Annotated in this window: 21 protein-coding genes; 8 read left to right on the top strand and 13 right to left on the bottom strand. The window is 62.5% G+C overall.

What is annotated here, in order from left to right; translation table 11 throughout:
- Positions 1-12: 12 nt before the first annotated feature.
- The 3 genes from AC3WTO_RS19980 to AC3WTO_RS19970 form a co-directional block, all read right to left on the bottom strand.
- Positions 13-384 (bottom strand): MmcQ/YjbR family DNA-binding protein, encoded by a 372-nt coding sequence (locus AC3WTO_RS19980; protein WP_492462634.1) that lies wholly within the window; start codon positions 382-384, stop codon positions 13-15.
- 101 nt (positions 385-485) lie between these two features.
- On the bottom strand, positions 486-1307 hold the full coding sequence (gene olsB, locus AC3WTO_RS19975; protein WP_492462772.1) for a l-ornithine N(alpha)-acyltransferase: 822 nt from the start codon (positions 1305-1307) through the stop codon (positions 486-488).
- Between the two features lie 217 nt (positions 1308-1524).
- Positions 1525-3639 carry a PAS domain-containing hybrid sensor histidine kinase/response regulator gene (locus tag AC3WTO_RS19970; protein WP_492462633.1) on the bottom strand — a complete coding sequence of 705 codons (2115 nt, stop codon included), beginning with the start codon at positions 3637-3639 and terminating at the stop codon, positions 1525-1527.
- Between AC3WTO_RS19970 and AC3WTO_RS19965 the strand changes: the two genes are divergently transcribed.
- Positions 3526-4863: a LysR family transcriptional regulator gene (locus tag AC3WTO_RS19965; RefSeq protein WP_492462632.1), complete on the top strand. Its 1338-nt coding sequence runs from the start codon at positions 3526-3528 to the stop codon at positions 4861-4863. The two genes, AC3WTO_RS19970 and AC3WTO_RS19965, sit on opposite strands and share 114 nt — an antisense overlap.
- Positions 4864-4929: 66 nt before the next feature.
- On the top strand, positions 4930-5415 hold the full coding sequence (locus AC3WTO_RS19960) for an NIPSNAP family protein (RefSeq protein ID WP_492462631.1): 486 nt from the start codon (positions 4930-4932) through the stop codon (positions 5413-5415).
- 15 nt (positions 5416-5430) lie between these two features.
- Here the strand turns inward: AC3WTO_RS19960 and AC3WTO_RS19955 are convergent, their stop codons facing one another.
- Positions 5431-5838, bottom strand: a complete 408-nt coding sequence (locus AC3WTO_RS19955) for a winged helix-turn-helix transcriptional regulator (RefSeq protein ID WP_492462630.1) — start codon at positions 5836-5838, stop codon at positions 5431-5433.
- An 89-nt stretch (positions 5839-5927) separates the two neighbouring features.
- Here AC3WTO_RS19955 and AC3WTO_RS19950 point away from each other — a divergent pair, with 89 nt between their 5' ends.
- A complete protein-coding gene (locus AC3WTO_RS19950) occupies positions 5928-6815 on the top strand; it encodes an NmrA/HSCARG family protein (protein ID WP_492462629.1) in 888 nt (295 codons plus the stop codon).
- A gap of 20 nt (positions 6816-6835) precedes the next feature.
- Here AC3WTO_RS19950 and acuI read toward each other — a convergent pair whose 3' ends face one another.
- The 4 genes from acuI to AC3WTO_RS19930 all read right to left on the bottom strand — a co-directional run bounded on the left by acuI (position 6836) and on the right by AC3WTO_RS19930 (position 10518).
- Entirely contained in the window at positions 6836-7825 is a 990-nt protein-coding gene (gene acuI / locus AC3WTO_RS19945) for an acrylyl-CoA reductase (NADPH) (RefSeq protein WP_492462628.1), read from the bottom strand.
- Positions 7826-7980: 155 nt separating this feature from the next.
- Positions 7981-8454 carry a signal peptidase II gene (gene lspA / locus AC3WTO_RS19940; protein WP_492462771.1) on the bottom strand — a complete coding sequence of 158 codons (474 nt, stop codon included), beginning with the start codon at positions 8452-8454 and terminating at the stop codon, positions 7981-7983.
- The gene (locus tag AC3WTO_RS19935) at positions 8451-9302 is read right to left on the bottom strand and encodes a TrmH family RNA methyltransferase (protein WP_492462627.1); all 852 of its coding nucleotides are present in this window, start codon (positions 9300-9302) and stop codon (positions 8451-8453) included. Before AC3WTO_RS19935 ends, lspA begins: the two co-directional genes overlap by 4 nt.
- 58 nt (positions 9303-9360) lie before the next feature.
- Entirely contained in the window at positions 9361-10518 is a 1158-nt protein-coding gene (locus AC3WTO_RS19930) for an RsmD family RNA methyltransferase (RefSeq protein ID WP_492462626.1), read from the bottom strand.
- A gap of 144 nt (positions 10519-10662) precedes the next feature.
- On the opposite strand from AC3WTO_RS19930, the gene AC3WTO_RS19925 reads away from it, so the two are divergent.
- The 3 genes from AC3WTO_RS19925 to AC3WTO_RS19915 all read left to right on the top strand — a co-directional run bounded on the left by AC3WTO_RS19925 (position 10663) and on the right by AC3WTO_RS19915 (position 12248).
- Complete coding sequence (locus tag AC3WTO_RS19925; protein WP_492462625.1) at positions 10663-11352, top strand: helix-turn-helix transcriptional regulator; 690 nt, start codon at positions 10663-10665, stop codon at positions 11350-11352.
- Positions 11353-11421: 69 nt separating this feature from the next.
- Entirely contained in the window at positions 11422-11808 is a 387-nt protein-coding gene (locus tag AC3WTO_RS19920; protein ID WP_492462624.1) for a VOC family protein, read from the top strand.
- On the top strand, positions 11805-12248 hold the full coding sequence (locus tag AC3WTO_RS19915; protein WP_492462623.1) for an EVE domain-containing protein: 444 nt from the start codon (positions 11805-11807) through the stop codon (positions 12246-12248). Before AC3WTO_RS19920 ends, AC3WTO_RS19915 begins: the two co-directional genes overlap by 4 nt.
- A 19-nt stretch (positions 12249-12267) precedes the next feature.
- On the opposite strand, the gene AC3WTO_RS19910 is transcribed toward AC3WTO_RS19915, so the two are convergent.
- The 5 genes from AC3WTO_RS19910 to sppA form a co-directional block, all read right to left on the bottom strand.
- The gene (locus tag AC3WTO_RS19910; RefSeq protein ID WP_492462622.1) at positions 12268-12513 is read right to left on the bottom strand and encodes a DUF982 domain-containing protein; all 246 of its coding nucleotides are present in this window, start codon (positions 12511-12513) and stop codon (positions 12268-12270) included.
- Between the two features lie 95 nt (positions 12514-12608).
- On the bottom strand, positions 12609-13574 hold the full coding sequence (lhpI, locus tag AC3WTO_RS19905) for a bifunctional Delta(1)-pyrroline-2-carboxylate/Delta(1)-piperideine-2-carboxylate reductase (RefSeq protein WP_492462621.1): 966 nt from the start codon (positions 13572-13574) through the stop codon (positions 12609-12611).
- A gap of 108 nt (positions 13575-13682) precedes the next feature.
- On the bottom strand, positions 13683-14015 hold the full coding sequence (locus tag AC3WTO_RS19900) for a DUF1049 domain-containing protein (protein WP_492462620.1): 333 nt from the start codon (positions 14013-14015) through the stop codon (positions 13683-13685).
- Positions 14016-14092: 77 nt separating this feature from the next.
- Complete coding sequence (locus AC3WTO_RS19895; protein WP_129413282.1) at positions 14093-14377, bottom strand: integration host factor subunit beta; 285 nt, start codon at positions 14375-14377, stop codon at positions 14093-14095.
- An 81-nt stretch (positions 14378-14458) separates the two neighbouring features.
- The gene (gene sppA, locus AC3WTO_RS19890; protein WP_492462619.1) at positions 14459-15409 is read right to left on the bottom strand and encodes a signal peptide peptidase SppA; all 951 of its coding nucleotides are present in this window, start codon (positions 15407-15409) and stop codon (positions 14459-14461) included.
- Between the two features lie 345 nt (positions 15410-15754).
- On the opposite strand from sppA, the gene lptC reads away from it, so the two are divergent.
- Both lptC and AC3WTO_RS19880 read left to right on the top strand, forming a co-directional pair.
- Positions 15755-16477 (top strand): LPS export ABC transporter periplasmic protein LptC, encoded by a 723-nt coding sequence (gene lptC / locus AC3WTO_RS19885; protein WP_492462618.1) that lies wholly within the window; start codon positions 15755-15757, stop codon positions 16475-16477.
- Positions 16464-17054, top strand: coding sequence for an LptA/OstA family protein (locus AC3WTO_RS19880; protein WP_492462617.1), 591 nt, complete (start codon positions 16464-16466; stop codon positions 17052-17054). Before lptC ends, AC3WTO_RS19880 begins: the two co-directional genes overlap by 14 nt.
- Positions 17055-17138 lie beyond the last annotated feature (84 nt).

The following is a 17138-nucleotide window of genomic DNA, read 5'->3' as shown; positions in this document are numbered from 1 at the left end:
CGCTGTTTGAAGTCATCTGTCAGAAGATGCTTCCCGCTCAGCCAGCCAGGCTTTCGCCTTCGTCTTAGGGACCTGCGTCAGCCAGGTCCGTTCCAGGCGATGACGCAGCTCATCGTCCGACGCCGCTTCCATGCGTATGAGCAAAGCCGGCCAGCCCTTGTAATGGTCCGTTTCGAAATAGATGCCGGGCGCAGCCTGCAGCAGCATCTCCTTCTCGTCGAGCGGGCACATCACCACCGCCGTTTCTGCATCCTTGACCCGGGTGAGCAGCTTCTTGCCAGTCTTCAGCGCCGGCGTGCCGTAGGACGTGCTCTCGACAACATCCGGCAGGCTCCGAGCCGCCTGCTTCAGGCGCTCGAAGACGGCGGAAAAATCGTCGGCCATGGCGATTGCTAGACGTTTCCGCTTTTAGGGGAGACGTTCTATCCCTCTGCTTTTCATGCAATTCCGGACGCAAAACCGCCGCGCATTTTGCTGGAATTGCTTCAGGCAGCGAAACGTTGCCCTTCGCCGCCGTAATAATTCACGTAGCGGGCACCGATTTCACGCACCGGCAAAACGATGAAGATGTCCACGGTCTTGAAATCGTGATCGATGACGCAACCGTCACCGATGCGTGCGCCGACGCGCAGATAACCCTTCACCAGCGGCGGCATCGCGGCGATAGCCGCCTTGGCGCTGACCGCCTCGATCGGCATCAGGTCCATGGAGCAATAGCGCCCGTCATTGGCGCGAATGTCCCAGGCCGGGCTGGTGCGGCAATGATGCGCAAGGTAGGTGAGCGCTTCGGCATGTGCCGCCGGAACGATGCCGTGGAAAGAAGCGCAACCCGTCAGGACACCGATGTCGTAGTGGGTGAAGTAGGCCCACAGGCCCTGCCAAAGCGCCTCAATGGTGCGTTTCGAACGGTATTCGGGCAGGACACAAGAGCGGCCGAGTTCAAGGAAGCGCTGGCCGGGGTGCTTGGCGATCAGCCGCCGCAGCTCGAATTCGTCCTCGGAATAGAAGCCGCCTGCGCTGACCGCCGTTTCCTGGCGCAGCAGTCGATAGGTGCCGACGATGCGGCGATGGTCCGGGCCGGGCAGGGCGTTGTCGAACACCAGCAGATGATCGCAGAGCGGGTCGAAACGGTCGGCGTCCCGCCGTTCCAGCGACTGCAGGCGGCTCTTGCGGGCGCCAAGCTCGTCGTAGAAGACGCGATAACGGATTTCCTGGGCAGCGGCGATCTCAAGCTCGTCGCGAGCCAGCCGCACTTCGAGGCTGCCGATCTTGCCCAAGGTGCCGGTGATGGACTCGATCGTCCTCATCCTCTGGATCGCGCTGCCTCCGGTGTTCCCCTGCATCTCACCTTGCGGCATCGCTGTATGCACGAGTGATTCTCCTTCGAGCCATCCCTCTTGGCGTCGGGATACGATGTAGGTGCTACAGGATTGTGACAGTACCGTGATACATAGTGAGGAGCAAGGGGAGGACGGCAGACGATCCGTCGCTAGCCGGCTTACCTAAGGGCTGGAAATCGCGGAATCAGGCCGCTGCCTGGCTCTCCACGGCATGCACCAAAGCCTGTGGATCAAGCGGTTTGGTGACAAAACCAGAGGCGCCGTGGGCAAGAACGGCGTGGCGGGTGCGTTCCTGGCTGTCCGCCGACAGCACCATGATGGGCACTGGCGCCGCGCCGGAAGCCTCCTCATGCCGGCGAATCGCCGCGATGGCATCCATGCCGTCCATCAGCGGCATATGCAGGTCCATCAGCACGACATCGTAACGCTTGGCGGGGCTGTCCGTGGCGACGGCTTCGACAGCGGCCCGGCCATTGTTGACGATGTCGACATGATGTCCGGCCTTCTGCAGGGTGGCGCGGGCGAGCATCGCATTGATGTCATTGTCCTCGGCGATCAGCACCGAAAGGCTGCCTGCCATGCCTGCCGGCGCGACCGCGGCATGGCTGGGGCCGGTCAAAGGGCCGCCAACGGCGGCCTGGCCGGCGAGGAGCACCCGCAGCAAGGTTTCGCCGCGGACCGGGCGAGCCAGGAAGGTTGCGTATCCCCCGGCACGGAATTCGACCAGTGCGCCGCGATCCGCCGGAGCGATGAGCGTCACGGCTTCGCAGGCCGCAAAACCTGCCTGCCGCAGTCGTTTCAGGGTACGGCAATCGCCGTCTTCCTGGCGCGCATCAATCAGGAGCACGTTGCAGAAGCCGGCGAAAGGCAAGGCCTGGCCGGCATTGGCAACGATCTCGGCGCGGCCGCCATGCGCGCGGATGGTGCGGGCGATCGCTTCGGCCTCGATGGTGTTTTCCGAAACGATGACGGCGCGGCGATCGGCCAGGACATCGATACGGTCATCGATTGCCTCGATTGCTTCCCGTGCCGGCAGTTCGAAGGTGAATTCCGAGCCTTCGCCGGGCGCGCTGGAAACGCTGATAGTGCCATTCATGGCTGCCGCCAGCCGCCTGGAAATAGCCAGCCCGAGCCCGGCACCGCCATGCTTGCGTGTCGACGTGCCGTCGGCCTGCTCGAAATCCTCGAAGATACGGTCCATGTCGGCCTCGCTGAGGCCGGGGCCAGTATCGGTGATGGAGAAGACGAGGCGATCGCCGGCTTCGGCGCGGCGACGGGTGACGCTGACCAGTACCCCGCCTGTCTCGGTGAATTTGACGGCGTTGCCGATCAGGTTGAGCAGCACCTGCCGAACGCGACCGGGATCGGCCGTGATGATCTGCGGTACATCGGGCGCGACATGGCAGGCCAGGCCAATCGCCTTGCCGAAGGCGCGCGCGGCGAGCAATTCCACGACATTGTCGGCGATCTCGCGCGGCGACATCGGCTGAGGTTCAGGCGCGAAACGGCCGGCCTCGATCTTGGAATAGTCGAGCAGGTCTTCGATCAGTGCCAGCAGAGCGCTGGCCGATGTGGAGACCGCGCCGACGTAGGTGCGCTGTTCCGGCGTCAGCCTGGTGTCAGCGAGAAGCTTGGCCATGCCCATGATGCCGTTCATCGGCGTGCGGATTTCATGGCTGACAGTGGCCAGGAAGCGAGACTTGGCCTGGCTGGCATATTCGGCGCGTTCGCGTGCGTTGATGAGCGAGGATTCAGCCTGTTTGCGCGCCGTGATGTCGCGCGCGATCGCCCGGTGGGACACTTCGGCGCTGTCCTTGTCGCGCATCGACAGCTCGATCCACGAAAACCAGCGCGGTCCGCTCTGGGTGCGGACGGCGACGTCGGTCGAACTCAGACAATCGTGATCGGAAAATGCTGCGTCCGGAACGATGCCGACGTCGATGCCGAGCTCCGCCAGCGTCATGCCCGCCAGATCCGTCAGGTTCTGCCCGATCAATTCGGCAAAGACACGGTTGGCATAGACGATGCGGCCGTCGCGGTCGCGGTGGACGACCAGGTCGCCGAGCGCGTCAATAAGGCCACGAAAGCGCTCTTCGCTTTCCTGCATTTCCCACATGCGGTCGGCCAAGGTTTCGATTTCGGCGCGGCTGCGGGCGGCGGTGTCGTCGAGGATAGCGACGGTGTGATGTTCGCTGCGCTGGTTGCGCAGGAAAAGGGCCAGGCCGGCAATGCCGGTGATCAGAACGCCGATGGCGATGAAGGGTGGCGCGCCGGTAAGATGGGAGAGGCCAGCGAGCACGACAAGCGCAACGAAGACCGCGAAAGCCAGGCCTTCGTGTTCGCGCCTGTCCAGTGCCGGTACCAAGGGTGGTGTCGTGGCCAGCACGCGGCGCTGCGTTGCCGGCTGACGCTCAGTTCCCACCTCTGTTGCGGCCTTGTCCCCAATCATGCGGCTATCTTAGCCACAGATAAATTATGGAAGGCTGCGCCGAACCTTTCGAATTTTAGCGATCGGCCGGTTTTCCCCCGTGCGATCGACGCTATGTCAGCGAACACGGATATGGAGGAGTTCCGCAATCGTTGTAACGTCGGACCGATGATCGAGATTCGTTTGCTTCGTCAGTTCATCGCCGTTGCCGAGGAGTTGCATTTCCATCGTGCCGCGGAACGACTGCATATGGCGCAACCTCCGCTCAGTCAGGCCATCCGGCGATTGGAAGCCGAAATCGATGCGCCATTGTTCGTGCGCAACAACCGCAACGTCGCTTTGACGCCGGCGGGCACCTCGTTTCTGCAGGCGGCGCGTGCCACGCTGGAAACGCTCGAAACGGGTGTCGAGCAGGCGAGGCGGGTCGCGTCCGGAACGAGCGGCAGCCTGAAGATCGTGTTTGTCGGCACGCTGCATTTCAACTTCCTGCCCAGGGTGGTGCAGGCTTTTCGCTTCAGCCTGCCCAAAGTCGAGCTGACGCTGCGGGAGGCGACGACAGCCGAGCAGGTCGCCGCGCTGACAGCGGGGCTGGCGGATATCGGCCTGATGCGGCGGCCAGGCATTGCGGTTCCAGAACTGACTTTCGAGCGCATCGCCCGCGAGGAGATCGTGGCGGCGTTGCCGGAAAGCCATGTCCTGGCATCAGAGGAACAGGTTTTCCTGGCTGATCTGGCGCGGGACGACTTCATCGCGACGCCTCGTTCCGAAGGCATGGGGTTCTACGACCAGATGATCGCACTTTGCAATGCGGCGGGATTTTCTCCTCGTATTGTGCAGGAAGCCAGACAGATCGAGACGATTACAGGACTGGTCGCGGGTGGGCTGGGCGTTGCGCTCGTACCTGCCTCCGTCGGCCATGGACGACGTGAGGGCATCGTCTTTCGCCGCATCGCCGTGGAGGGGGCGATAGACGCACTGTTCCTGGATGTGCTTGCAGCCTGGGACGTTTCGCGGGTTGCCCCTGCCCGCGACAAGTTCCTCGAAATTGCACGGCAGTCCAGCGATTTGATATCTCCAAAATATCAAACTGTATAAAATAATATATTTTACCCGCTCGACCTGATCGCTCATTCTCGCCGCCAAGCCAGAGCGGAGCGAACCATGAGTATTGGTGAAAGACCCCGGCAGCGCGAGCAGGCCCAGGCAAGGGTCGGTCACCGATTGGCTTCCAGCCGCAGGGAAATCCTGGCGGGCATGGCGGTCGTGGCGTGGTCTGCGTTGTCTCCGGCCCTGGCACAAAAGCTGAAAGGAGATATCCAAGTGATCCACCAAATGCGCATCTATGAAATATTCGAGGCGAACAAGGCCGCGTTCCATGCGCGCTTTCGCGACCACGCGGTCCGCATCATGAAACGATATGGCTTCGACTTCGTCGCCTTGTGGGAAACGCAGCAGCAGGGGAGAACGGAGTTCGTCTATATGCTGCGCTGGCCGGACGAGCAGTCGATGACTGACGCCTGGGCGAAGTTCATGGCGGACGACGAATGGTCCGAGATCAAGGAGAAAACCGTGACCGAGTCCGGCAATATGGTCGGCCAGATCACCGAGCGCGTGCTGCGTCCGACCGACTATTCGGCGGTGATCTGACGAAGACCCGTCTCGTCACTGATTGGTATCGTCATAGACGCGCCGGCTTTCCTCGATATGAGGCAGATTGTCCTGTATCCAGAAATTGAGACCCTCCAGCGCCGATAAAATGCCCGCGCCCATCTCGGTCAGCTCATATTCGACACGGGGTGGCACTTCGGGAAAATAGTGGCGCATCACGAGGCCGTCACGTTCCAGATTGCGCAGCGTAAGCGTCAGCATGCGCTGCGTGATCCCGTCGATCTCGCTCTTGAGCGCCGAAAAGCGAAGTCGCCCTGCAGGTGCAACCGAAAGGCGCCACAGAACCTGCACGGTCCATTTGTCGCCAAGCCGCGCGCAGACACCGTTTGATGGGTACGGCCTGAAGCGGCGTTCCACAATCCTGTCCGGATCGGCCTGAAGCGGCTTGTCCAAGCGTATCATCCTTGTGCCTGAGGCTGGAAAATGTGCCGTCTTCCAGCGGCGTTCCAGCAGTATATATGGGTACCCGTGTTCAACACGAGGGTTCCTGAATGACAAACGACAAACGTCCAATCCTGGTGTTCGGCGCGACCGGGCGGCAGGGTGGAGCGGTTGCCAAAGCGCTGAGACAGGCAAGGTGGCCGATGCGCGCACTCGTGCGGGACGCTACCGCGCTGAAGTCGCTCGCGCTTCGTGCTGCCGGCGTTGAACTGGTGCAAGGCTCGCTTGACGATATCGACGCAATCCGTGCCGCGATGAGGGACGTGCATGGCGTCTTCAGTGTCCTGCCAGGCAATCTGGCCGAGGAAGAAGAAGTGCGGACCGGCATTGCCGTTGCTGACCTCGCCGTTGCGAACCGCATCGAGCATCTCGTCTATTCCTCGGGCGCCAGCGCCGGAGACACGCTGACGGGCGTGGCGCGTTTCGACGCCAAACCGCGCATCGAGGCGCATATCCGCAGCCTATCCATAACCGCAACCATCGTCAGGCCGATGATCTTCATGGAGATGCTGGTACAGCCCGGTTTCGGTCTGGAAAAGGGGCGCTTTACTTTCTTCCTGCGACCGGATCAGGCGATGCAACTCATCGCCGTGGAGGACATCGGCAAGTTCGTCGCCGCCGTTTTTGCCGACAAAGCGCGGTTCGGGGGCCAGACGCTGAAGATCGCCGGCGATACCGTTACGGGCAGGGATCTGGAGACCATTTTCACGCAGGCCGCCGGCAGGCCGATCGCCTATGCGCGGTTTTCCGAAGAGGCCCTGATGGCCAATCCCGATCTCGGGCAAATGGCAACAAGCCTGGACGCGGGCCCGCTTGCCGATCACGTCGACCTGAACGCCATGCGCGCGATCAATCCGGAGATTCTCTCATTTCGATCCTGGCTTTCCGGGACCGGACGCAAGGCTTTCCAAGAGACCCTCGGATTGAGGGCGCGATAAGCGGTCCTGCCAGCGCGAGGCTACATGTCGACGACGACACGCCCGCGGATCTTGCCGTCAACAATGTCGGTAGCCGCGGCGATGATGCCGTCAAAGCCGATCGTTTTGGAAATCGCCCCGAGCTTGGCCAGATCGAGGTCTTGGCCGATGCGCCGCCACGCCTCGAGCCGGACCTCTTTCGGCGCCATCACGGAATCGATCCCGAGCAAGGAGACGCCGCGCAGGATGAAGGGTGCTACCGACGATGGCAGGTCCATGCCGCCGGCCAGGCCGCAGGCTGCAACAGCACCGCCATAGGCGGTCATCGACAGGACGTTGGCCAGGGTGGTGGAGCCGACAGCGTCGACACCGCCGGCCCAGCGTTCCTTGGCGAGCGGCTTGGCCGGCCCGCTCAACTCGTCGCGTGCGATGATTTCGGCAGCGCCGAGGTCGCGTAGCCAAGCTTCTTCCGAAGTCCGGCCCGTCGAGGCGACGACGTGGTAGCCGAGCTTCGACAGGATCGCGACGGCGACGGAACCGACGCCGCCAGCAGCACCCGTCACGATCACGGGCCCGCGCTGCGGCACGATGCCGTGACGCTCCAGCGCCATGACGGAGAGCATCGCCGTATAGCCTGCTGTGCCGACAGCCATGGCATCATGCGCGGTGATGCCGTCCGGCAGCGGCACCAGCCAGTCGCCCTTGACGCGGGCACGCCCTGCATAGGCGCCATAGTGGGTTTCGCCGACACCCCACCCGTTCAGGATGACGCGGTCGCCCTTGCGCCAGTCAGCGTGATCGGAGGAAAGCACCGTGCCGGCGAAATCGATGCCCGGCACCAGTGGCCAGCGGCGCACGACCGGGGCCTTGCCGGTGATCGCCAAGCCGTCCTTGTAGTTCACCGTCGTGGCCTCGACCGCAACGGTGACATCGCCTTCCATCAGATCGGCTTCGGTCAATTCGGTGACCGCGACCGACTGCTTCTTGTCTTCGTCGCGAGAGACGAGAATGGCTTTGAAGGTGTCCGGCACTGGCTGCTCCTCGATCCTTGAGGAGGTCAGGCTAGTTGGAAAACAGGCACGGTCAATCGCCCAAGGGCATTTCCATTTTGCCAGGAAAGCCGGAAGTGCTCCAACTGATTGTTTTTATGCAATTGCAAACGCAAACCGCTGCGTCCTTGATCGCCTCAAGGCTGCGGTTGCCGTCGCCAGGACAGGAATTCGTCAAGCACGACCGCGGCTGCGCCCACTGAAATGAAGACATCTGCGAGATTGAAGATCGCGAAGGACCAGACCGGCGTGTGGAACAGGATGTAGTCGATGACATGTCCGTAGACGGTGCGGTCGATGACATTGCCCAGCGCGCCGCCGACGATCAGCGCGAAGCCGATGCGGGCGAGCACCTGATTGGGCGGGGTCTTCAACGCGAGATACAGCACGAAGACAACCACCACCGCCGCCACCGCGATCAGGCCGGTGTCGCTCAAGGATGAAAACATCGAGAAGGCGATGCCGGTGTTGTAGGTGCGAAAAAGTGCCAGGAAGGGCAGGAGATCGATCTTCTCCTGAAAAGGCAGGCCGGTTTCGACCCACTGCTTGATCCACTGGTCGAGCGCGATGGCGACGATGGTCAGCAGGGCATAAGGCGTCAGCGATTTCAGGACCGATCCTCCAGCGTGAGCGCGCCGCGGCGAATTTCGAACAGCATGACACCGGTGGCGACCGCGAGATTCAGCGAATCCGCGCGCCCGGCTTGCGGAATGCGCAGCAGCCTGTCGCAACTGGCGGCGAGCTCGTCCGGCAGGCCCTGTTGTTCGTTACCCATCAGGAGCAGCACCGGGCGGTTCGAAAAATCGACCGAGCGGTAGTCGACAGCACCCTTGAGATGGGTGCCGACCACCAGCCCGGGAAAGCCCTTGCGCCAGGACAAGAAAGCATCCGGCGTTGCCCTGGCGACCGGCACGGCGAAGACCGAGCCCATGGTGGCCCGCACGGTCTCCAGCGAGAACGGGTCGGTGGTGTCGCCGATCAGGATGACGCCCTTGGCGCCGACGGCGTCGACGGTGCGCAGCACGGTGCCGAGGTTGCCGGGGTCGCGGACGCGGTCGAGCGCCACCCAGACATCGCCATTCTTCGGGCGGACGTCCTTCAACGTGACGTATTTCTGCGAGAAGACCCCCACCACCATCTGCGGATTGTCTCGGCGGGTGATGGCGGACAGCACTTTTTCGGAGACTTCGAGCACGGTGCCGCCAGCGGCGACAGTGCGGGCCGCAACCTTTTCAACGGCCTGGTTGCCGCGCCCTGTCTTGGCGAAGACCAGCGTTCGGATCTGCCAGCCGAGGTCGAGCGCATCGATGATCAGCTTCAGGCCTTCGGCCATGAAGGCGTTCTGGCTGTCGCGGAATTTCTTCAGCGACAGTGCCTTGATGTCCTTCACCAACGGGTTCGCCAGGCTGGTGACTTCCTTGACCTGGCCGACGGCGCGGCGGTTCTCATACTCTGTCATTTCGGCCTCTTCGTTTCCGCATGATCCTGTCCGAAAAACCGGCTTCCACTTTGCGGGATCATGCCGAGACCCAACGCGAGAAGAGAGAAGTGGACAGCGCCCGTCCGGCCGACTGCTCGCGGATGATCAGTTCGCCCGATTCCACACGTCCGCCCATGCCGGCGAAAGTATCGCGCATCAGGGCATGGGTGGCGAAGAAGGAGGAGCGGATCGAGTAGGCGGTCAGGACCACGGCCAGCGGCTTGGGCGTCAGGATCGAACGGCAGATGTCGGTCAGCGCCGGCAGGTGCTCGAACAGTTGCCAGACCTCACCCTTTGGTCCGCGACCGTAAGCCGGCGGATCGAACAGGATGATGTCGTAGCGGCTGCCGCGCCGTTCTTCGCGCTCGGCGAACTTCATCGCGTCCTCGACGATCCAGCGGATCGGCTTGTTGCCGAGGCCGGCCATCTCCTGGTTCTCGCGCGCCCAGCCGATGGCTTTCTTGGAGGCATCTACATGGGTGACCTCCGCGCCGGCGCGTGCCGCCACCAGCGAGGCGAGGCCGGTATAGCCGAACAGGTTCAGCACCTTGACCGGACGTCTGGCGTTCTGGATCAGGCCCGCCATGTGATCCCAGTGCGAGGCCTGCTCGGGAAAGACGCCGACATGGCGGAAAGAGGTGAAGCGGCCGAGATAGTCGATGCCGTCATGCTTCATCGGCCAGGTTTCGCCGAGCGGCTGGCGTGGGAACCGCCAGCGCCCCATGCCTTCTTCGTCGGTGTCGCCTGTGAAGATGGCGTCGGCGCGATCCCAGTCCTTCGGTGGCAACGCCGGTTGCCAGATCGCCTGGCCTTCGGGCCGAACGATCCGGTAAGGCCCATACTGTTCCAGTTTCTGGCCGTTGCCGCTGTCGAGCAGCGCATAGTCGGCATTGGGCGTGACTTCGAGGATCAATGGCAGTTTTTCGACCGGCAGGGTGCCTTCACGGCGTGTCAGCATGCGCGGCGCGATTTCGATCCTGGCTTCGGTTTCGCTTCTCGGTTCGCCTGGCCGTGGCGCCCGGCTCTCCTGGCGTTCGGCCTTCGGTTCCGGGCGCGATGTGTGCTTCTGCGGCTGGTGATGCTCGGCCTTCCGCTCGGGACGTTTGTCCGTGCGTGCTTCCTGTGCGCGCGGCTGCTGCGGGCCGCCGTCTCGGCGGCCAGGTTTGTCCCGGCGTTTGTCGCGCGTGAATTTCAAGAAAGACGCTCCGCGTTTCGCGCTGCTTTTGGCATAGGGGCTGGAACCGCGCAACATGAAGGGCCTGTGACGCTACAGCTGCAGGCACACTTGACGCCGAAGCTGACAATTCAAAGGCAACGGCTTCCCTTGTATAAGGTCACAATGTCGCGCTCCGAACGCCTGCTCGATCTCGTCCAGACCCTGCGCCGCCATCGTCTGCCGGTCAGCGGCCGCACTCTGGCCGGCGAACTCGGCATATCGATCCGCACGCTCTACCGCGACATCGCCACGCTGCAGGGCCAAGGCGCGCCGATCGAAGGCGAGGCAGGGCTGGGCTACGTGCTAAAGCCCGGCTTCATGCTGCCGCCGCTGATGTTCACCGACGAGGAGATCGAGGCGATCGTGCTCGGTTCGCGCTGGGTGGCGAAGCAGCCTGACAACAGACTGTCCAAGGCGGCTGCCGATGCGCTTGCCAAGATCGCCGCCGTACTGCCCGAGGATCTGCGCGAGGATCTCGATGCGTCGACACTCCTGGTCGGTCCGCGCGTGGAAGCCAGCGAAGGCATTGATCTGGCGGCGGTGCGCCAGGCAATCCGCGACGAAAACAAGCTGGCCATCACTTACAGCGATGCTGGTGGTGCCGGCAGCCGACGTATCGTGTGGCCCTTCGCGCTCGGCTTTTTCGACAAGGTGCGGGTGATGGTGGCGTGGTGCGAGATGCGGCAGGATTTCCGGCATTTCCGTACCGACAGGATCGCGACGCTCGATGCGACCGGCCTGCGTTATCCAAAACGGCGGCAGGCCTTGCTCAAGCAATGGCGGGCGACATTGCCGGACGCGCCACGGCGCTGATTTGCTGCTGCCAGAATCTGACAGTGGTTTCGACTACGCTCTCTCCATTCGCAACATTGGAGAGCCATCATGCAAAGCCCCAACTTCGTCATTCTCTTTGTCGATCAGCCGCAGGCCAGCGGTGCTTTCTATCAGGCGCTGTTCAACCGCACGCCTGTCGAGTCCTCACCAACCTTCGTGCTGTTCGTGCTGGACAACGGCTTCAAGCTCGGCCTCTGGTCGCGCCACACGGCGCTGCCTGCGCCAGCCGCGGTCGGCGGAGGATCGGAGATCGTCTTCCAACTGGACGCTCCCGAAGCCGTCGACGCAGCGCATGCTGACTGGGCGGGCCGGGGGCTTTCCATCCTGCAGACGCCGACAGACCTGGATTTCGGTCGCACCTTCGTGGCTCTCGATCCCGACCAGCACAGGCTGCGCGTCTACTGGCTGAATGACGCGGAAAACGCGCAGCCATGACGCGGTACTGGCTCACGGTGGCGTCGGCCGCGCATGTCAGGCGCGGCCGGGCCGAAGGCTTCATGCAGGTGAACCATGGCAAGGCAGCCCCTCTGCGCCGCATCAAGCCGGGCGACGGCGTCGTCTATTATTCACCGAGCACAGTGCTTGGTGAAAAGGACGGCCTGCGTTCCTTTACCGCCATCGGCCGGGTCCGGATTGGCGAACCTTACCAAGGCGACATGGGCGACGGCTTCCAGCCGTTCCGGCGCGACGTGGCCTGGGAACCGTCGCATGAGACGCCGATCATGCCGCTGCTCGACAGGCTGGAACTGACTGCCGGGAAATCCAACTGGGGCTATCAGTTGCGGTTCGGTCTGGTCGAGCTCAGCGAGGATGATTTCCGGCTGGTTGCCGGAGCGATGGGCGTTCCTGAGATCAGCTATCGAAACAATCCCTGAGGGACGCTGGGGGGGCCGATCACTCGACCAGAATACGAGCTTCGCGAGCGGCTTCGATGAAAGCCTCTCTGGCCGTATCGCCGGCAGCATTGCCGTTGATGACGGCCTGCGAGGCGCGCGTGGCATCGAGATGCTTGCGCGTGCCCGCGTCCGGCCAGTGATTGGTCAGCAGGTCGATCGCTTGCCTTGCGTTTGAAATATGACGAATGTCACCCAGTATGCCGGTGGCTACCGGTACGACTTTCGAAAACCAGCCTTCGTTCATGGCTTCGGTCCTTGGCTGTTGCTGCCGGCAACAAACGCGCGGCGCGACAGCCGGTTTCCCGAAAACAGACAGAATAACCGAAGCGTGATCGTGGATCAGGGTTTCAGGGCCTTGTAGACGGCGATACCGGCTGCAAGATCCTCGAGCGCCGCGCCGACCGATTTGAACAGCGTGACTTCGTCCGCGCTTTGGCGACCTTTCTTGTGGCCGCGCGCCAGTTCGTGCAGGTCCGCGATGATGGCTTCGTGGCTGAGCACGCCGGAGGCGAGCGGCTGGACGATGTCACCGGCCTCCTTGGTGGCGCCAGCACGGGTGTCGACATAGACACGGGCGCGGGTAATGGCGTCGTCGTCGGCCTCGCGCATGGTCGGGGTGAAGCCACCAACCAGATCGATGTGGGCGCCCGGCTTGACGCAAGCGCCCCTGACCAACGGTTCGTTGGAAATGGTCGCGGAGGAAACGATGTCTGCAGCGGCAAGCTCTGCCTCGAGGTCGGCCGCCGCTTCCGCGGGCAAGCCTTCGGCGCGGAGATCGGCCGCCACTTTTTCGGCATTCACCGGCGTGCGGTTCCATATCCGGATCGACGTAATCGGTCGCACCGCCGAATGCGCCTTGGCTAGGAATGGCGACAGCGCACCAGCACCGATGATCAACAGCCGCGATGCATCCTCGCGAGCAAGATAGGAGGCAGCGAGCGCCGAAGCGCATGCTGTGCGCCACTGCGTCAGCCGCTGGCCGTCGATCAAGGCCTCCGGCTCGCCGGTCTTGCCGTCGAGAAGCAGGTAGAGCCCCATCACCGCGGGCTTGGCGATGGCGTTGTTGTCGGGCGAGACGGTGACGATCTTGACGCCGATATGACCATCCTTCGAGGTGCCGGCGGCGTTGAGATCGGTCCAGGCGGGCATCAGAAGCAGCGTGGAAGCAGCGCCGTCGGGCCGCTCGACGGTGTGATGGTGACGCACCGGCTGAACGGCGCCATCATGGAATGCGGTGCGCAGCGTCTCGACCAGGCTGGAAAAGGTCAGCGCGCGATCGACCTCGGCAGCCGAGATGGTCAGCATGGGTAGTCTCCGTTCTATCTCTTGGTTTTTCGTATGATCTGTTCTGAACGTCTGCAGCTTTTTGCTACGCTGCCCTTCGGTGCGGGATCACGCTCCTTGGAATGCCGATCAGGCGGTCGGCTTTGGCAAGGTAGGTCCTTGGCCGGTGGAAGGCGCGCGCGCGATGGCCTGACGCAGATTCTCGGCCTCGACGCCACGCTGGCGGGCAAGCTTGCGGTAGCGCCCCTGGCGCATCCAGGTGGCGAACGAGCCAACGAGAATGCCCACGGCCAAAGCCAGGAACAGCATGACAAACAGCGGCAAGGTGAGCGTCAGCGACGGATTGCCGGGATTGAACGGGTCGAGCGTGAAGGCAACCAGTTCGCGATTCGCCACAGCCAGCGCGATCAGCACGATGGCAAGCGGAACGAAGATGACGATGACAGCGAAGCGGTTGAACATGGCGTCTCCGGTCGGAAGGATGGTCGCGGCCATCCGCCTGGAGGCCGGAATGGCGACTTGGGCGATCTCAAATCGCCTTATTTGTCGCCGTTCAGCCTCTCGCGCAGCTCCTTGCCGGTCTTGAAGAACGGCACCCACTTTTCCTCGACCTCGACCGACTCGCCGGTGCGCGGGTTACGGCCGGTGCGGGCGGGGCGGTTCTTGACCGAGAAAGCACCGAAACCACGAAGCTCGACGCGATTGCCCTCGGCGAGCGCATCGGTGATTTCGTCGAAGACCGCGCCGACGATGTTTTCGACATCCCGCAGGAACAGATGCGGGTTGCGGGTGGCAATGATTTGGACGAGTTCGGACTTGATCATGCGGACGGTCCCCGTAAAGGCGCGGCGGCCAATTTTATGCGGATGATTTTATTCGCTTTTTGACTTGTGCCCCACGCCAGATCAAGGGTGCCAGACCGAAACGAGACCGTCAAGGAACAAGCGGTCGGCGCCAATCTCGCGCAGCACGCCCTCGCTCTCCGCAGGCAGGCCGAGCGCACGGCCCAATTGGCGGATCATCGCGTTGGGCAGGAAGTAGCTGCCGCGGTCGGTGCTCTTCCACTCCACGACCTTCAGTTTTTCGTCGACACCTTTGCTGCCGAGCCACTTCACGGCTTCCTGTTCGCCGCCCAGCGCGTCGATCAGCTTGTTGGCGACAGCCTGACGGCCGGTGAAGATCGAGCCGTCGGCCAACGCCAATGCCTGTGGTCGCGGCAGCTTGCGCCGTTCCGCAACGATGTCGACGAACCAGTCATAGCTGTCCATGATCAGCTTGCGCACCATGGCGCGGGCTTCTTCGGTGGTCGGCGCGAACGGTGAGGGCGATGCCTTGAGCGGCGAGGATTTCACCTCTTCGAGCTTGACGCCGATCTTGTCCATCAAGCCGGTTACATCAGGATACTGGATCAGCACGCCGATCGAGCCGACGATGGAGGTCTGGTGCGCGACGATATAGTCCGAGGCGCTGGCGATCATGTAACCGGCGGATGCCGCCAGCGTGCCGACCTCGGTCACGACCGGCTTTTCGGCGGCGAGCTTGCGCACGGCGTCATAGATGGTTTCGCCGCCGACCGTGGTGCCGCCTGGGGAATTGACGAGCAGAATCACGCCCTTGACGTGGGGCGCCTTGCGTACCGCCTCGATGCGGCGGATCAATTCATCGTCCTGCGTGATGGTGCCTTCGATCTTGATCTTGGCAATATGGTCGACGCCGGTGCCTTCGCTGCCGCGATAATACCAGGCGGACAGCGCAGCCAGCCCGATCAACAGGACGGCAATCGCCGCAATACGCCAGAAGGTCAGCTTGCGCCGCAGGCGGCGGCGGTCGATCAGGTCGTCGGCTCTCAAGGTCATGTCAGCCTCATCTTTGGGGCACGCAAGCAGACGCTTTTAATGCAACCGCCAATTCAGGGCTACCGCTTTTGGGCCCAAGCGCCGTGCGGCATCATTGCCACAAGCATCCCGGAATGACGTCGCAACTCTTCATGAGCGATCCGGCAATACTGGGCAGGGTGATAGTCGAAATGTAGGCATGGCGGCGAAAAAGGCGGCATGCTAGTCTTGGTAGGCTCCTGGCGACGTTTCTTCGCTTCAGGGTTAAGTCATATTTTGCGATTTTTCTTCGCATGCGCTTGCTTGGGCGCAAACCGGCACCAAATAAGGCGCGGGTTCTGCGGGCAAAAGGACCAGAAGGTTTACATGTTGGCACGAACGACCGACCCGGAGGGTAAGGATGAGATTATTGTCGCGCCCAAACGCGGCGAGCTCCCATCCGAACGCGCGGTTGCCTTCGACAGCGCCCAGCGGCATTCGCGTCGTGTCCGCATCCTCAAGCTGGCTCTGCCGGTCGTGGCGGGCATCATCGCAATAGCTTTTCCCGTCTATTCCTATTTGAAGACCCCGCCCGCGGCCCCGGTGCAGGCCGACGGCAGCGCGTTCTCCAACGGCAAGCTGGTGATGGCCAATCCCAAGCTCGAAGGATTCACCAAGCAGAATCTGCCCTATTCGATGAAGGCCCTGCGTGCGATCCAGGATGTGGCCAAGGAAAGCATCATCGGGCTGGAAGGCATCGATGCCAAGCTGCCGCTCGACAAGGATACGTCCGCAGTGGTCGGCGCAGCCAAGGGTGTCTACAACCGCGATGCCAACACGCTGGAGTTGGCCAAGGATATTACCATGACCACCACCAGTGGAATGGTGGTGAAGATGAAATCGGCCTTCCTTGATATGGCGAAAGGCAATATGAAGACGAACGACCCGGTCGACATCGTCACGCGCGGCTCGCATATCCAGTCCGACTCCATGTCGGTGGAAGACAGCGGCAAGGTGCTGGTTTTCGAAAAGCGGGTGCGAGTCAACCTGGAGCCTGGCGTCCTGAAGACGACCAGCGACAAGAGCGGAGAGCCGAATGGGGCCGAATAACATGAAGTGGCTTGCTGCTGCGGCATTCCTGGCGGCTGCATCCACGCCCGCCTTCGCCCAGTCGGCTCAGACCAACATGTCGGGCCTGAAGCTCTCCGGCGACAAGCCGATCCAGATCGAAAGCGACAAGCTGGAAGTCAGGCAGGAGCAAAACCTCGCAATCTTCACGGGCAACGTCAGCGTGGTACAGGGCCCGACCCTGCTGAAGGCTGGTATCCTCAAAGTGTACTACCTGAAGGACAAGGCTGCGGGCAAAGATGGCTCCAAGAGTGCGGCCATGGCTGGTCCTGCACTCGGCGGCTCCACCAACATCGATCATCTCGAGGTCGACGGGACCGTCTATCTCAAGTCCGATGACCAGATCGCTACCGGCGAGCGCGGTACTTTCGACATGAAAAGCCAGGTTTTGGTTCTGACCGGTTCCAAGGTTGTGCTGAGCCAGGGTGACAATGTTCTCACCGGCTGCAAGCTGACCGTGCAGATGAAGTCTGGCCTTGCTAATGTCGACGGCTGCAGCAAAGGCGGTTCCGGCCGCGTCATGATGCAGATCAATCCGGATTCGGCCAAGAAACCCTGACCGAAAGTGCGATGCAGTTGCTGAAACAAACCGACACCACGCCGGCCGCGCCTGCCATTGTCGGGGGCGAAAAGGTCAAGCTCA

The sequence above is a fragment of the Mesorhizobium sp. EU05-FHT14A09 genome, from assembly GCF_058790995.1.
The sequence above is the reverse complement of the archived record's forward strand: the minus strand, read 5'-3'. Positions and strand labels throughout refer to the sequence as shown.

Bases quoted from the DNA above. Each gene is read 5' to 3' on its own strand.
- AC3WTO_RS19935 (WP_492462627.1), bottom strand. From the start codon at position 9,302: ATGACAGAGTATGAGAACCGCCGCGCCGTCGGCCAGGTCAAGGAAGTC.
- AC3WTO_RS19955 (WP_492462630.1), bottom strand. From the start codon at position 5,838: ATGATACGCTTGGACAAGCCGCTTCAGGCCGATCCGGACAGGATTGTG.
- AC3WTO_RS19950 (WP_492462629.1), top strand. From the start codon at position 5,928: ATGACAAACGACAAACGTCCAATCCTGGTGTTCGGCGCGACCGGGCGG.
- AC3WTO_RS19915 (WP_492462623.1), top strand. From the start codon at position 11,805: ATGACGCGGTACTGGCTCACGGTGGCGTCGGCCGCGCATGTCAGGCGC.
- AC3WTO_RS19900 (WP_492462620.1), bottom strand. From the start codon at position 14,015: ATGTTCAACCGCTTCGCTGTCATCGTCATCTTCGTTCCGCTTGCCATC.
- AC3WTO_RS19980 (WP_492462634.1), bottom strand. From the start codon at position 384: ATGGCCGACGATTTTTCCGCCGTCTTCGAGCGCCTGAAGCAGGCGGCT.
- lhpI (WP_492462621.1), bottom strand. From the start codon at position 13,574: ATGCTGACCATCTCGGCTGCCGAGGTCGATCGCGCGCTGACCTTTTCC.
- AC3WTO_RS19880 (WP_492462617.1), top strand. From the start codon at position 16,464: ATGGGGCCGAATAACATGAAGTGGCTTGCTGCTGCGGCATTCCTGGCG.
- AC3WTO_RS19965 (WP_492462632.1), top strand. From the start codon at position 3,526: ATGTTCGCTGCGCTGGTTGCGCAGGAAAAGGGCCAGGCCGGCAATGCC.
- AC3WTO_RS19960 (WP_492462631.1), top strand. From the start codon at position 4,930: ATGAGTATTGGTGAAAGACCCCGGCAGCGCGAGCAGGCCCAGGCAAGG.
- AC3WTO_RS19920 (WP_492462624.1), top strand. From the start codon at position 11,422: ATGCAAAGCCCCAACTTCGTCATTCTCTTTGTCGATCAGCCGCAGGCC.
- AC3WTO_RS19895 (WP_129413282.1), bottom strand. From the start codon at position 14,377: ATGATCAAGTCCGAACTCGTCCAAATCATTGCCACCCGCAACCCGCAT.
- lptC (WP_492462618.1), top strand. From the start codon at position 15,755: ATGTTGGCACGAACGACCGACCCGGAGGGTAAGGATGAGATTATTGTC.
- olsB (WP_492462772.1), bottom strand. From the start codon at position 1,307: ATGAGGACGATCGAGTCCATCACCGGCACCTTGGGCAAGATCGGCAGC.
- sppA (WP_492462619.1), bottom strand. From the start codon at position 15,409: ATGACCTTGAGAGCCGACGACCTGATCGACCGCCGCCGCCTGCGGCGC.
- AC3WTO_RS19910 (WP_492462622.1), bottom strand. From the start codon at position 12,513: ATGAACGAAGGCTGGTTTTCGAAAGTCGTACCGGTAGCCACCGGCATA.
- AC3WTO_RS19925 (WP_492462625.1), top strand. From the start codon at position 10,663: ATGTCGCGCTCCGAACGCCTGCTCGATCTCGTCCAGACCCTGCGCCGC.